This window comes from Salinicola sp. MIT1003, from assembly GCF_001858555.1.
Classification (GTDB): Bacteria; Pseudomonadota; Gammaproteobacteria; order Pseudomonadales; family Halomonadaceae; genus Salinicola; species Salinicola salarius.
Genome location: NZ_MCAP01000005.1, coordinates 65675 through 80103, shown reverse-complemented (window position 1 = coordinate 80103; position 14429 = coordinate 65675). Strand labels below are relative to the sequence as shown.

General features: G+C 63.5%; 10 protein-coding genes. 3 read left to right on the top strand and 7 right to left on the bottom strand.

Features of this window, described 5'->3' with window-relative positions; translation table 11 throughout:
• Nucleotides 1–118: 118 nt before the first annotated feature.
• Entirely contained in the window at nucleotides 119–1408 is a 1290-nt protein-coding gene (locus BC443_RS02700) for an aromatic ring-hydroxylating dioxygenase subunit alpha (protein ID WP_071230304.1), read from the top strand.
• Between the two features lie 126 nt (nucleotides 1409–1534).
• On the opposite strand, the gene BC443_RS02695 is transcribed toward BC443_RS02700, so the two are convergent.
• Complete coding sequence (locus BC443_RS02695) at nucleotides 1535–3586, bottom strand: TonB-dependent siderophore receptor (protein ID WP_083387175.1); 2052 nt, start codon at nucleotides 3584–3586, stop codon at nucleotides 1535–1537.
• Nucleotides 3587–3868: 282 nt separating this feature from the next.
• Between BC443_RS02695 and BC443_RS02690 the strand changes: the two genes are divergently transcribed.
• Nucleotides 3869–4753, top strand: coding sequence for an ABC transporter substrate-binding protein (locus tag BC443_RS02690; protein ID WP_071230303.1), 885 nt, complete (start codon nucleotides 3869–3871; stop codon nucleotides 4751–4753).
• A complete protein-coding gene (gene fhuB / locus BC443_RS02685) occupies nucleotides 4750–6747 on the top strand; it encodes a Fe(3+)-hydroxamate ABC transporter permease FhuB (RefSeq protein ID WP_071230302.1) in 1998 nt (665 codons plus the stop codon). The genes BC443_RS02690 and fhuB overlap by 4 nt, the downstream gene beginning before the upstream one ends.
• A gap of 74 nt (nucleotides 6748–6821) precedes the next feature.
• On the opposite strand, the gene BC443_RS02680 is transcribed toward fhuB, so the two are convergent.
• The 6 genes from BC443_RS02680 to dgcA form a co-directional block, all read right to left on the bottom strand.
• Nucleotides 6822–7622 (bottom strand): sugar phosphate isomerase/epimerase family protein, encoded by an 801-nt coding sequence (locus BC443_RS02680; protein ID WP_071230301.1) that lies wholly within the window; start codon nucleotides 7620–7622, stop codon nucleotides 6822–6824.
• Nucleotides 7623–7710: 88 nt separating this feature from the next.
• A complete protein-coding gene (locus tag BC443_RS02675) occupies nucleotides 7711–7956 on the bottom strand; it encodes a hypothetical protein (protein WP_071230300.1) in 246 nt (81 codons plus the stop codon).
• A 105-nt stretch (nucleotides 7957–8061) separates the two neighbouring features.
• Nucleotides 8062–8889 (bottom strand): electron transfer flavoprotein subunit beta, encoded by an 828-nt coding sequence (locus BC443_RS02670; protein WP_071230299.1) that lies wholly within the window; start codon nucleotides 8887–8889, stop codon nucleotides 8062–8064.
• Entirely contained in the window at nucleotides 8876–10162 is a 1287-nt protein-coding gene (locus BC443_RS02665) for an electron transfer flavoprotein subunit alpha/FixB family protein (RefSeq protein WP_071230298.1), read from the bottom strand. The genes BC443_RS02670 and BC443_RS02665 overlap by 14 nt, the downstream gene beginning before the upstream one ends.
• Nucleotides 10159–12174, bottom strand: coding sequence for a (Fe-S)-binding protein (locus BC443_RS02660; RefSeq protein WP_071230297.1), 2016 nt, complete (start codon nucleotides 12172–12174; stop codon nucleotides 10159–10161). The genes BC443_RS02665 and BC443_RS02660 overlap by 4 nt, the downstream gene beginning before the upstream one ends.
• Before the next feature lie 122 nt (nucleotides 12175–12296).
• Complete coding sequence (gene dgcA, locus BC443_RS02655) at nucleotides 12297–14354, bottom strand: dimethylglycine demethylation protein DgcA (RefSeq protein ID WP_071230296.1); 2058 nt, start codon at nucleotides 14352–14354, stop codon at nucleotides 12297–12299.
• Nucleotides 14355–14429: the final 75 nt, after the last annotated feature.

The following is a 14429-nucleotide window of genomic DNA, read 5'->3' as shown; positions in this document are numbered from 1 at the left end:
CCGACACCTAAGCGACACTTCGCCCAAAGGATGAATCATCGCCGCCACCTGCCATTCATGTCGTTCCCGCCGCGACATACGGAAACGACCCATATCTGTCATTGATGAGGATGCGACCATGTCACCACTTCCACGCGATAGCCTGGAGGATTCTCTCGCCAGTACCCGTCAGGCCGTGGCCGACATGCTGGACCAGCGTGCCCCTGCCTTCTCGCTGCCGCAGCCGTTCTACAACGACCCGCGCCTGTTCGCACTGGACATGCAGAACGTGTTCGAGAAACAGTGGCTGTTCGCCGGCATGAGCTGCGAGATTCCCGCCAAGGGCAACTTCTTCAAGGTGGAGATCGGCAGCAACTCCGTCATCGTGGTGCGCGGCGCCGAGAATCGCATCCACGCTTTTCACAATGTCTGCCGCCATCGCGGCTCGCGACTCTGCCTGAAGGACAAGGGCAAGGTCGCCAAGCTGGTCTGTCCCTACCACCAGTGGACCTACGAACTCGACGGCCGGCTGCTGTTCGCCGGCAGCGACATGGGCACCGATTTCGACATGAGCGCCTACGGTCTCAAACCGGTGGCGGTGAGGAGCGCGGGCGGATTCGTGTTCATCAACCTGAGCGACGACCCGGAACCGATCGACGATTTTCTCGTCTCGCTGGAACACTACCTCTCGCCCTACGAGATGGATAACGTCAAGGTCGCGGTGGAGTCCAACATCGTCGAGCGCGCCAACTGGAAGCTGGTGATCGAGAACAACCGCGAGTGCTACCACTGCAATGGCGCGCACCCGGAACTGCTCAACTCATTGATCGAATTCGACGACACCGACGATCCGCGCTCCACCGGCGAATATCGCGATCTGGTCGCCCGCAAGCAGGCCGACTGGACCGCCTGCGAAGTACCTTGGCAACTGGCGCGATTCGGCAAGCGCAACCGCCTCACCCGCACGCCATTGATCGACGGCGTCGTCTCGATGACCCTGGATGGCAAACCCGGCTGCAACAAACTGATGGGGCGTATTCCCAACGCGGACATGGGTTCGCTGCGCATCCTGCATCTGCCCAATTCGTGGAACCATTTCATGGGCGATCACGCCGTGGTCTTCCGCGTATTGCCGTTGGGCCCGCAGGAGACACTGGTCACCACCAAATGGCTGGTTCACAAGGATGCCGTCGAAGGGGTCGACTATGACCCGGAGCGCCTGCGCCAGGTCTGGGATGCCACCAACGACCAGGACCGGCGTCTTGCCGAGGAAAACCAGCTCGGCATCAATTCGCTGGCGTATCAGCCGGGACCTTATTCGAAGACCTACGAATTCGGCGTGATCGACTTCATCGACTGGTACAGCGAAACGTTGAGGGCCAATCTCGGCATCGAGACATCGAGCCACTTGCAGGTCGCTTCGCAATAGTTCTATCTCGTCCAGTCCGGGACCCACCGACGGACTCACCAACGAAAAAGGCGCCCCGTCCGGGGCGCCTGAGATTGGCGACAAAGCCGGCGTTGGGCCGGGCTCTCGTTCGGTGCGGAAACTGTATTACCAACGATATTTCAGACTGCCGATAACGCTGCGGGACTCACCGTAGTAGCACCAGTAGTCACAGCCGCTGACATAATCTTCATCCGTCAGATTGGTCACGTTGACCTGAGCGGTCCAGTGGGAATCGATATCGTAGCTCGCCATCGCGTCATACAGCGTGTAGGCCGCCACTTTCGTGTCACTGTATTGAGGCGAGTCCACGCTGGTGCCGATATAACGCACCCCAGCACCCAGATCCACCCCCTTCAACGCACCCTGTGCAAAGTCGTAATCCAGCCATAGCGATGCCTGATGGCGCGGAATCAGTCCGGCACGAAGCTCTTTCTGGGTATCGCTGACATCCAACGTCACATCGGTATAAGTATAGGCCGCAGTAACCTGAAGATTGTCGGTGACGTAGCCCACGCCCTCCAGTTCGAAACCGCGCGAGTGACGTTCCCCGCCCTGGTTGCTGGAAGCCCCTCCACTGGGATAGAGCGTGTCGCTCTCCTTGAGATCGAACACGGCCGCGGTGACATAGCCGTCCAGCCAATTGGGCGCGTACTTGAGCCCTAGCTCCCACTGTTTACCCTCGCTAGGCTGGTAGGCATCACCGTTCAGGTCATTGCCGATATTGGGCGTGAATGACTCGCTGTAGCTTAGATACGGCGACAGCCCGTAGTCGCCCAGATACATGACCCCGCCGGTGTAGGACATCTGGGTATCGTCATAACTCTGGTCTTCGCCGCCGTCCTGCTTGTTGGTCACGTCGACGCTATCGTGCCGTGCCCCGGCGAGCAGAATCCAGCGATCGTAGAGGCGCAACTGATCCTGCACATAGACGCCGATCTGCTCCTTGCCCTGATCGTAGTAGGTCGGATCGCCGGGTTCACCGACACCGCTATTGTGAGGATCGAAGATATCGATGGTGTCGTAGGCGAAGTTGTCGCGACTGAGATAGTCGGCATCCAGATGCTGATAATCCAAGCCCACCAACAACGTGTTTTCGGTGTTATCCGTATACCAGCTACCGATCATGCGGTTGTCGATGGTAAAGGCGTCGTAGCTACCGTCGCGATAGGTCAGGCCACGCTGCGCGGTACGATCATCGAGCATATACGAGGGGTAAGCGGTTCGCAGAAACAGGTCCAGGGAAGCGAGACGTGCGTTCTGCTGGAATTCCCAGGTATCGTTGAAAGTGTGCTCGAGCTCATAGCCAACCGCGATCTGCTCATGCTCGAGACGATCGTTGTCGTTGTCACCGAGGTCCGTATCCCGATCCACCTTGCCAAAAGGCGTATCATTGACGGAGCCGTAAGGCAGATAGAATACGTTGGCGGGCGTGCCGTGATCGCGCTGATAGCTGGCCAGCAGCGTCAGCGTGGTGTCATCGGAGAGATCCACCGCCAGGCTCGGAGCAAAATAGACCCGCTCGTTATCGGTGCCATCGAGTTCACCGTCCTGATCTCGAAACAGACCGACAAAACGGTAGCGCACATCACCGCTGTCGGTGACCGGACCGGACGTATCGATGCCGACCTGGCGATGCCCTTTGTTACCGCCCTGGATCTCGAACAACCCTTGCGTCTCTTCCGTCGGCCGCTTGCTGACGGCGTTGACGATACCGCCGGGAGGCGCCTCACCATAGAGAATCGAGGCCGGCCCCTTCAGAAAATCGACCCGTTCGAGGCCGAACGGCTCGGTCTTCCACCACAGGTAGCCAGCCTCGCGGAACAGACGCAAGCCATCCTGATAGGTCGAATCCTCGCCCGAGAACCCCCGAAAAAAGAACCAGTCCGCCTTGGCGTCGTTACCATAGGGCGAAGACAGTGCGCCGGAACGATAACGCAGCACCTGGTCATATCTGTTGACCGATCGTTTCTCCAGTTCCGAGTCGCTGACGACGGAGGTCGCGCGTGGCGTTTCCAGCAGCGGCGTATCGACCTTGAGCGCTGTCCCGGTAACGACCACCGTATCGTTGTTGACTGTCGACTCCTGCGCGAGAGCATTTCCGGCGTAGATCAACAGCAACGAACCGCCGACGGCGGCAAAGGTGTTCCCTGATTTCATCGGATCGAGTGCCCGTTCATGACGTGGTGGAAGCCGGCGGCGTCCGACCGGCGATTATTCTCGCATATCATTGTAAATAACAATCATTACTATGTGTATCAGCAATTCGCTTTCGCTCACTTTCCTCGATTGATAACGATTGTCATTCGATCTACCATCACCGCCCAACGCCGCTTCCAGCGCCCTCTCGAGTCAGCGGGCGTCTGCGTCATCGTTTCCCGTTGCCAGGAACCCGTCATCTTGTCGCGTGCCCGTCCTATCCCTGCTCTCCTTGCACTCGCCATGACCGTGCTGCTGGGGTTGGCTACCGCGCTTGCGAGCACGCCAGCGAATGCCGGTTCGCCGCCATTGCGGATCGCCGCCGCCAACTGGACGGTCGCGGAAACGCTGATTGCGCTTGGCGTCGTGCCCTATGCCGTTTCCGATATCCCCAATTACAACGCCTGGGTCAAGGCACCCCCGATTCCTGATTCGACGTTGGATATCGGCCTGCGCAACGAGCCCAATCTCGAACTGCTGGCCCAGAATCCGCCCGATCTGCTGCTGACCAGCGCGCTGTTCTCCCGCGACAATGCCCGTCTCGAACGGCTGATGCCGGTCAGGATGATCGACAACTTCTATACCGACGCGCCGTTTTACGAAGCGACGCTGGCCATGACCCGCAAAATCGCGCAGCTGACCGATCGCGAGCCGCAGGCGGAGGCGTTGATCGCCGAAACCGATCAGGTGCTGGAAGAGACGGCCCGGGCATTGCAGGGCTTCAAGGCGCCGCTCTACATCGTCCAGTTCAGCGACGCGCAGCACGTGCGTGTCTTCGGCCACGGCAACATGGTGGGCACGCTCTTCTCCCGCACCGATCTGACCAACGCCTGGACGGGCCCCACCAATGCCTGGGGTTATGCCAGCATCCCGATCGACCGCCTGGCCGAGCGACCCGATGCACGGATCGTCGTCATCGAACCGTATCCACGCGGTGTCGGCGAGGCACTGAAAGACAATCGGATCTGGCAGCACCTGCCGGCGGTGCGTGAAGGTCGCGTGAGCTTCATCGAGCCCATCTGGCCCTACGGCGGGTTGACCTCCCTGCAGCGGCTCGCCCGCTCGCTGGTCGCCGTCAGCGACAGGATCCCGCCCGCGGACCCGGCAACCGAGGAAGGCGCGCCATGACGCTTCGTGCCCGCTCGCCGGCCTGGTTCGCCTTGGCCCTGTTGCTGTTGGCGGTGTGCCTGGGGGCCGCCACGTTGCAGACTCAGTTTGCCGACCTCTCGGGACACTGGTGGCAGGCGATCCTCTCTCCTGACGATGACCAGATCCGGCAGATGGTGATGCACTACACCTTCGCCCCGAGGCTGCTGGTCGCGCTGCTGGGCGGCGCCGCCCTGGCGCTGGCGGGCTGCCTGATGCAGCAGGTACTGCGCAACCCGCTGGCTTCCCCGGCGACCCTGGGGGTCACCAGCGGCGCGCAGTTGGCGCTGGTCATCGCCACGCTATGGGCGCCGAGCTGGATGCTGGCCGGACGCGAATGGATCGCGCTACTGGGCGGCATCGCGGCAACGCTGCTGGTCTTCGCGCTCTCCTGGAAGCGACGGCTGGCGCCGATGGTGGTGGTGCTGTCCGGCATGGTGGTCAGCCTCTACTTCAGCGCCATCAACAGTGCGCTGCTGCTTTTCCATCAGGAGAGCCTGTCGGGGCTGTTCATCTGGGGAGCGGGGGCGCTCGCTCAGGACAACTGGCACGACACGCAGTTTTTGCTTCTGCGTCTGTGTATCGTGGTGCTGCTGGCACTTCTGCTGCTGCGCCCACTGTCGCTGCTCGATCTGGAAGAGGATGGCGCTCGAAGCCTGGGCATCTCGCTACGCAAGCTACGCTTCGCCGGCCTGGGGCTGGGCATCTTCATCACGGCCTGCGTGGTCAGCGCGATCGGGCTGATTGGCTTCATCGGTCTGGCCTCGCCGGCTATCGCGCGATTGTCCGGCGCCCGCACGCTGCCCCAGCGACTCGTCTGGTCGATGATCCTGGGCGCTCTCCTGCTCGCGGTGACGGATCTCGCCGTGCAGCAGCTCGCGCCGTTCACCGCCTCCCTGCTGCCGACGGGCGCAATGACTGCGGCCCTCGGCGCTCCGCTGCTGCTCTGGCTTCTGCCACGCCTCAAAGTCGGCGGGTCCCGGCCGACACCCAGCACGGGCCTGACGCTGCCGCGCCTTGCGCATCCTCGCCATCGCCTGTGGGTGCTGGGCGCAATGACACTCGTCGCCTGCGCACTGGCCCTCGTCGTCGGCTTCATGCTTGACAGCCACTCGAAATATCTCAGCCTGGCCGGTATCGACGACCTGGCGCTGATCGTCGACTGGCGGTTGCCTCGCGTCGCCACCGCCGCAGCGGCCGGGCTGATGCTGGCCGTCGCCGGCACGCTGCTGCAGCGGATGACCGGCAACCCCATGGCCAGCCCGGAAGTGCTGGGCATCAGCGCCGGCGTGGCGATCGGCGTCATCGCGCTGATGCTGCTGCCTCTGGGCATCGCCCCGCTCAGCGGGTCCGTGATGGGATTCAGCGGCGCGACCGTGGCCCTGCTGGTCCTGATCGTCTGCAACCGTCGCAGTGGCTTCGCGCCGGAAAGGCTGCTGCTGACCGGGATCGCCATTTCGTCACTGCTGGATGCCATGCGCGCCATCGTGCTGGCCAGTGAAGATCCGCGTGCGCAGCAGCTGCTCTCCTGGCTGGGCGGCTCGACCTACTACGCCAGCCTTACCTCCAGCGCCTGGATCTTGGTCATCGCGATCATGCTGTTCGCGCTGGCGCTGCCGTTGCAGCGCTGGCTCACGTTGCTGCCGCTGGGCGCCCCCACCGCCAAGGCGCTGGGCATGGACGTGGACCGGAGCCGCCTGGTGCTGCTCGCGCTGGTGGCCTTGCTGACGGTCGCGGCGACGCTGGTGATCGGCCCGCTCTCGTTCATCGGGCTCATGGCCCCGCACATGGCACGCCTGATGGGCTTCCATGGCGCCCGCCACCAACTGCTCGGTGCCGGACTACTGGGGATGCTGGTAATGGTGACCGCCGACTGGCTGGGCAGGAACCTGTTCTTCCCCTACCAATTGCCGGCGGGATTGATCGCCGCGCTGATCGGCGGCGTCTACTTCATGTGGGGTTTGCGGAGGCTCTGAGAGCTGTTCACGGGGAACGCTTTGGAAGGGCAGCGTCGGCCGCGAGCCTTTGTCACCGACGCAAGAGGTACGGACTAGGCCGCGTAGCTGCGCCAGATCTCCAGCGAGCGGGAGAGTTCATCTTCCAAAATACGGCGATTGCCATCGCTTGCCACTGGCGAACCCGGATCATGCATCGGCGGCAAGCACTCCATGATTACCGGCCCCTCGAACCCGATCCGCTCCAGCGCCTCGAATTGCGCCGAAAAGTTCACCATCCCGCTACCGATGCCGCCGCGCGTCGAGTCCGAGACGTGATAGATCGATAACGTATCACGGCTCGATTCGATCGCGGCGACGGGATCGGACTCCTCCAGATTCATATGATAACTATCGAGAATCAGCCCCAGTTCGGGACGATCGATGGCCCGCACCAGACGATTGCCCTCTTCCGCCGTGTGAATCATTGGTACCTCCTGGCGGTTGGCGACTTCGTAGACGAGCTGGATCTGCCGCTCGCTAGCGTAGCCAGCCAGTTCCCGACACGCTTCGACCAGCGCATCGAAGGGCGTCGGATGCCCCTGGACCCAAAACGAGAGGATCGGTAACGTGACAATGGGCGCTCCCAGTTCGGCGGCGCGGTCGATCACCTGACGATAGGCATCGATGCCCTGCGCGACATCTGGCGCCTCGCCCGCCTGCGGCCCGATTCGCTGAGCGTCCACCGCCAACAGGGCCACTCCACGCCGATCGAGCGCTTCTCGGATCGCAGCCGGCGTATCGCGCTCCCACAGTTCGTTGATCTGGACACCGTCGAAGCCCAGTTCGACCACCTTGTCCAGCAGCAGATCCAGATCGTCGATACCTAGCGTCCAAGTGCAGATACCAATTGCCATGCGTTCTATCCTCTATCGCGTTGCTCGATCTTTCAGCATAGGCAAGGGTCGGCGATACCGGAAAATCGGCGGCTATCGCGGTGCGCGCTCAGGCGCCGTTGAACGCGGGCAAGAGATGGCGCTCTATCGCCTCCCGGACCGACGGCAACATCACGTCGGTGTGCTGCATCAGGTCGCGAATGGCCGGCTCCAGCCCTTCGACACCCCTGGCACGATGGCAACCCGCCGCCAGCCGGGCACAGGTCTCGGGGCATGCCTCTTCAGGGATACGCACGCCCAGCGAGGTCAGCCGCTGACGAAAATCTTCCCCATCGATAAGATCGACGATCATCATGTCTCGTCTCCCGTTCGGTCGTTGATTCACCTCTCGCGCTGGCAAAGGAGCGATCATGTCGTCCACTGGCCAGCTGCCCTCCTCGAGAATGCCGAAGCTGCTCGATTACGACATCTCATCGTTCAGTATCTTCTCTTCACGCAGATAGGCAATTAGCCTATTGGCCGCCTGTTCGGGGGTCAGATCGGTCAGCACCTGGCCACCGGCGGCCGATGACTTGGCCGCCGCGGCCCGGAAGCGATCCCGCGCATTGCCAGACTTGACGACCTTGAGCCGCTTGGGGCGGGCTCGTGCCGGCTGCCATTGCCATTCGCCGCTGGCCGAATCCTCTTCGGCGGTCAGCCCGTCGACCACATGAATGCGGCCCCGTCTTGCCGGGCCGAAAGCGCTCTGGCGCGGAGGGGGTGCCAGAGCATCGACAGTGATCAAGCAAGGCAGCGACACCTCCAGTCGGCGGCGTTGCCCCTGCGGCAGCACCTGCAGCAGAGTGACGCGATCCGCGCCGACCCTTTCGATCGTGGCGGCGCCGGATACGATCGTCCATCCCAGCCGTTCGGCGAGCAGATAGGGCAGCAACCCGGAGCCCTCGCCACATTCGGCGCGCTGCCCGGCAAGCACCAGCCGACAGCCGCTGTTCGCCAGCCATGTCGCCAACAACGGTACGGCATCGTCGGCGGTCGTCATCGGTAGCAGCGCCAGCTCTCCCTGGGCGGCAGAATCGTCCAGTCCATGATACATACCCAGATAGTCGCGCAGCGCAGGCTCATCGGCGTTGCCTGCGTGGACGAGTCGCAGGCGCGCCCCGGCCAGCGTCAAGCCCATCTCGACGGCTCGCGCATCCTCCCGGGCGCGTCCCGGCCGTCCGGAAACCGGATGATGTCCGCTGGAGACCAGCGCCACGACCGGGCATGCGGCAGCGTCAGGCGGCGTCATGATAGTGCTCCCCGCGAGATTCGGTGGTGGTGACATCGGCCATCGGCTTCCCCAACCGTGCGCACACGGCCGCCAGCACGGCATCGCCATCGGCGATGAGCGCCAGATCGGCACGCTTGACCATATCGCAACCCGGATCGCGGTTGATCGCGACGACCCGCTGGCATTTGGCGATGCCCTGAAGATGCTGGACCGCGCCGGAGATCCCCACCGCGATGTAGCAACTGGCGGAGACGAACGTTCCCGTCGCCCCGACCTGCCGGGTGCGGGGCATGTTGCCGTCGTCGACGGCCACCCGCGAGGCGCCCTCGCTGGCCCCCAGCACCTCTGCGGCGTGATGGAAGCCCGCCCAATCGCCGATACCACGACCGGCGGAGAGAATGAACGGCGCCTGGGCCAGCGGAATCTGCTGCGGATCCACCGCGACCCGGCCGAGATCGACGACTCCGACCGCGGTCATGTCCGAGCTCATGGAGCCGGCCGCGTCGACCGATATTGGCCGCGCCTCGTGCCGTGTCTCGCTGACCGGCTCGGCGCACTCGGGCAGTGCCAGCAGAATAAGCGGGAGTTCGCGCTGGATATCCTGCCTCCCTCCCGCCCGCGACAGGCCAAGACCCTCGGCGATCTGCCATACCCGCGTCGCCGCTCGCGCGTTGGCGCCATGACTGGAAGAGCGGGAAAGCCGCGCCGCCAGACGTCGACCAAGATCGCCGCCACCGGGGAAGCTATCCGCGAACAGCCAATGCCGTGGCGTCATTGCCCTCTCCACGCTCACCAGCGCCGCGAGACGCGATTCCGGATCGTAACAGTCACCTTCGACGCATGCCGACAGGTCGATCCAGCGGTCGGCGCCGGCGTCTTCCAGCCCCGCCACCGCGCCCTGGAATGTGACCGCCGTGACAGCGAGCGACTGCCCATCGGCCAACTGCCTGGCCAGACCCAACAGGTCCCGATCGTGATCGCTCAGTCGTCCTTCCGGGCACTCCGGCACCACCATGACGAAGCCGGCCGGATCGTCGATCACTACCATGCGGCGCGAAGGCCCGCTCTCGATTGGCGATGATGTCGGCGGCTGCGCCTCGACGACGGCACCGCTGCGGTCGATTCGCCTGATGCCATTGGGGCCGACGGCGCCGAGCGAATGCGGATCGATTCGTGTCACGCCATTGGGGCCGGTCCAGCGCCAGGCCGGATGCACGAACTCCTGATGGCGCGGGTGGAGCCGATTGCGCCGGATCCGTTCGGCGTGGGGGTCGATGCGTCTGACATTCATGCCGGTTCCTCCTCGCGACTCGGGCTCGAGACAGCGACACTCGCTTCGGGCTCGCCCGATGCCGGCGTCACCAGCGCATCGGCCACCAGCTCGGCCAGATCCTTGACTTGCGGCCGCGGCTCGACCACGCCTTCCAGCATCGCGGTGCATTGCGGGCAGGCGACGGCGACCGTAGTGGCCCCCGTGGCACGCGCGTCCTCCATGCGCATGTCGGGAATGCGCGCGCGACCTGGGAGATCGGCGGGCACGTCGGAAAGCGCCGCCCCGCCACCGCCGCCGCAGCAGCGCGAGCGGAACCCGGACCGTTCCATCTCGGCCACGTCGAGCCCCAGCGCCGACAATATCTGGCGCGGCGCGGCGAACTCGCCGTTGTAGCGCCCCAGATAGCAGGGATCGTGGTAAGTGATCGTTTCACGTCGTTCGGGCGTTGCGACATTCAACCGGCCGGCATCGAACAGCTCGGCGATGAAGGTGGAATGGTGCTTGACGACATACTCGCCGCCGAAGGCAGGATACTCGCGACCCAGGACGTGCAAACTGTGCGGGTCCGCCGTGACGATGCGCTGAAAGCGGTAGCGCGAGAGCGTGGCGATATTGCGCTCGGCGAGACGCTGGAAGGTCGCCTCGTCGCCCAGCCGCCGGGCGACGTCGCCGCTGTCGCGCTCTTCATTGCCGAGCACGGCGAAGTCGACGTCACCGGCGCGCAGAATCTTCACCAATGCACGCAGCGTGCGCTGATTGCGCATGTCGAAAGCGCCATCGCCCAGCCACAGCAGCACGTCGACGCCCTCGGGGCGATCCTGAATGCGCGGAATCTCCAGATCCGCCGCCCAGTCGAGACGCGAGGCGTTGTCCAGTCCGCCGGGGTTGTCGGTGGCGATCAGATTGTCGATCGCCACCGCGCCTTTTTCCGGCGTTTCGCCTCGCTCCAGGGTGAGGAAGCGGCGCATGTCGACAATGGCGTCGACATGCTCGATCAGCATCGGGCACTCCTCGACGCAGGCTCGACACGTCGTACAGGCCCACAGCGTCTCTGCCTCGACAAGCTGCGGCACGATGGCCTGTTCCGGCGCCCCCTGGTGTTTGCCCACCTCGATCCCCGGATATGGAGATCCGGCATAGTGCGCATCAGAGCCACCGGCCATGCCGACGACCATGTCCTGAATCAGCTTCTTGGGGTTGAGCGGCTGCCCCGCCGCGAATGCCGGACAGACCGCCTGACAGCGCCCGCACTGCACGCAGGCATCGAAGCCCAGCAGTTGATTCCACTGGAAATCCGCCGGCTTTTCCACGCCCAGCTTCGACGCGGTCAGGTCGAGCGGGAACAGCGCCGTCGACCGGCTGCCGCGATGGACATCGTGCGTCTTTTTCAAGGTCGCGCCGGGATGCTGATCATCGAAGCGCTCGGGGCGACGATGGAACGCCAGGTGCATCGAGCCGGCGAAGGCGTGCTTCATCGGTCCGCCCCAGCCCATGCCGACGACCAACTCCAGCACGCCCCATCCCACCAGCGCGATCAGCACGATGGCGAACAGGCTGCCGGCAAAAAGTGCGGGGCCGATGCCCACCAGCGGCAGGCTGATCAGGAACATCCCCACCGAATAGGCGAGCAAGCTCTTGGAAAGCCGTTGCCAGGGGCCTTTCGAGAGTTTGGCTGGAGGATGGATTCGACGGCGATTGACCGCCAGCGCGCCCACGAACATGACCGCGCTCGCTGCCAGCAGCAGCCCACCGAGAATCGGATTGCGCCAGCCGAAGCCATGGACGACGATTGCCAGCACCATCGCCGCGACGAAGCCTCCGGCCGTCGCCACGTGGGTGTGCGCCATCGCCTTGTCGCGAGCGACAATGTGGTGCAGATCATTCAGGTAGCGCTTCGGCACACGCAGAATGTTCCGCCACACGACCGATGTCCGCTGGCCCTGGCGCCACAGGCGGATGCGATGCGACGCACCGATAGCACCCACGATCAGCGCCGCAAAGATCAGAATAGGGAGTAGCGTCTGCAGCATGTTCTGCTCCTCGTTTGGACGCCTCTACAGAAGCCGTAAGCCGTAAGCCAGGAACAACTGCTTTCATCTGCAAAATCAAGGGCTTCGCTTTTGATTTTTCTTACAGCTCTTCCGCTCGTGGCTCACAGATCCTTCAGTAACCGCAACGCATCATAGATCGCCGCGTGCGTATTCCTCGGCGCCACGCAGTCCCCCAGCCGGAACAGCGCGAATTCGCCACTTTCGGAAAGCGTCGGCTGTGGCTGAATGGCGTAGAGCGCTTCGAGATCGATCTGGCCGCGATTGCGCGAACGCTCCTTGAGCGCGTAGTAGAGCGATTCGTCCGGACGCACGCCGTTTTCGACGACCACCTGGTCGACTACCCGCTCCTCGTGCTCGCCGGTGTATTCGTTCTCCAGCAGAGCCACCAGCTTGTCGCCTTCGCGGTAGACCTTTTGCAAAGCCAGGTCGCCGGTCATCACCACGGCGTTCTGGTAGAGACTGCGGTAGTAGGTCGGGAAGGTGGTGCCACCGATCGCCACGCCGGGCTTGGTGTCGTCGGTGACGATCTCCACCGTGGCGCCCTGACTGGCACAGTAATCCGCCGTCGACATGCCGCTGAATTCGCACATGGTGTCGTAGATCAACACGTTCTTGCCCGGCTCGATCTTGCCTGAAAGGATGTCCCAGCTGCTGACCACCAGCCCTTCCTCCGCGCCCCATTCGGAGACTTGCTCCAGGAACGGGTGGCCGCCGTTGGCGAGAACCACCACGTCCGGCTGCCGATCGCGGATCATCGAATCATCGGCGCGTGTTTCCAACTGGATATCGACGCCGAGCCGTGCAAGCTCCATTTCGTACCAGCGGGTGATGCCGGCGATCTGGTCGCGCTGTGGTGCCTTCGCCGCCAGCGTGATCTGCCCGCCCAGTTGAGGCTGGGCCTCGAACAATGTGACGTCGTGACCACGTTCGGCAGCGACCCGTGCCGCTTCCATGCCGCCGGGGCCGCCACCGACGACGACGACACGGCGGAGAGGTCCGGTGGTCTTCTCGATGATATGCGGCAGCCCCATGTACTCCCGCGAGGTCGCCGCATTCTGGATGCAGAGCACATCGAGCCCCTGGTACTGACGATCAATGCAGTAGTTGGCGCCGACGCACTGACGAATCCGGTCGACGTTGCCGGCCTTGACCTTGGCGATCAGGTGAGGGTCGGCGATATGGGCGCGGGTCATGCCGACCAGATCCACATAGCCGCCCTCGAGCACCCGTTCGGCCTGGGTCGGGTCCTTGATGTTCTGGGCATGGATCACCGGGACCGAGACCACTTCCTTGATCCCCGCCGCCAGATGCAGGAACGGCTCCGGCGGGTAGGACATGTTGGGGATCACGTTGGCCAGCGTGTCGTGAGTGTCGCAGCCGGAACCGACGACGCCGAAGAAATCGACCATGCCGGTGGCGTCGTAGTAGGCGGCGATCTGCTTCATGTCGTCCTGAGAGAGGCCGTCCGGGTGGAACTCGTCGCCGCAGATGCGCATGCCGACGCAAAAATCGTCGCCGACCTCGGCGCGCACCGCCTTGAGCACTTCCATGCCAAAGCGCATGCGGTTCTCGAAGCTGCCGCCCCACTGGTCGGTGCGCTTGTTGACGCGCGGGCTCCAGAACTGGTCGATCAGGTGCTGGTGGACAGCGGAGAGTTCGCAGCCGTCGAGACCGCCCTCTTTCACCCGACGCGCACCCTGGGCGAAATCGCCGATGATGCGCCAGATCTCCTCTTCCTCGATGGTCTTGCAGGTGGCGCGGTGAACCGGCTCGCGAATGCCGGAAGGCGACATCAAGGTCGACCAGTGGTGGCCGTCCCAGCGGGAGCGGCGCCCCATATGGGTGATCTGGATCATGATCTTGCCGCCGTGCTTGTGCACCGCATCGGCGAGATTCTGAAAATGCGGAATAATGCGATCGGTCGAGACGTTGACCGAACTCCACCACTGCTGGGGGCTATCGATGGAAACCGGCGAGGAGCCGCCGCAGATGGCGAGCCCCACGCCGCCCTTCGACTTCTCTTCATAGTATTTGACATAACGCTCGGTGGTCATGCCGCCGTCGGTGGCGTAGACCTCGGCGTGTGCGGTACTGACCACGCGATTGCGAATGGTCAACTTGCCGATCTGTATCGGCTTGAACAATGCCTCGTATGCCATCGCAATCACCTCACATGGACCGACTCGAAAGCGGACTTCTCACCGGCTTTCCAAGTCGATCTCGTTACTCACGAA

Bases quoted from the DNA above. Each gene is read 5' to 3' on its own strand.
- BC443_RS02695 (WP_083387175.1), bottom strand. From the start codon at position 3,586: ATGAAATCAGGGAACACCTTTGCCGCCGTCGGCGGTTCGTTGCTGTTG.
- BC443_RS02675 (WP_071230300.1), bottom strand. From the start codon at position 7,956: ATGATGATCGTCGATCTTATCGATGGGGAAGATTTTCGTCAGCGGCTG.
- BC443_RS02690 (WP_071230303.1), top strand. From the start codon at position 3,869: ATGACCGTGCTGCTGGGGTTGGCTACCGCGCTTGCGAGCACGCCAGCG.
- BC443_RS02665 (WP_071230298.1), bottom strand. From the start codon at position 10,162: ATGAATGTCAGACGCATCGACCCCCACGCCGAACGGATCCGGCGCAAT.
- BC443_RS02670 (WP_071230299.1), bottom strand. From the start codon at position 8,889: ATGACGCCGCCTGACGCTGCCGCATGCCCGGTCGTGGCGCTGGTCTCC.
- BC443_RS02680 (WP_071230301.1), bottom strand. From the start codon at position 7,622: ATGGCAATTGGTATCTGCACTTGGACGCTAGGTATCGACGATCTGGAT.
- fhuB (WP_071230302.1), top strand. From the start codon at position 4,750: ATGACGCTTCGTGCCCGCTCGCCGGCCTGGTTCGCCTTGGCCCTGTTG.
- BC443_RS02660 (WP_071230297.1), bottom strand. From the start codon at position 12,174: ATGCTGCAGACGCTACTCCCTATTCTGATCTTTGCGGCGCTGATCGTG.
- BC443_RS02700 (WP_071230304.1), top strand. From the start codon at position 119: ATGTCACCACTTCCACGCGATAGCCTGGAGGATTCTCTCGCCAGTACC.
- dgcA (WP_071230296.1), bottom strand. From the start codon at position 14,354: ATGGCATACGAGGCATTGTTCAAGCCGATACAGATCGGCAAGTTGACC.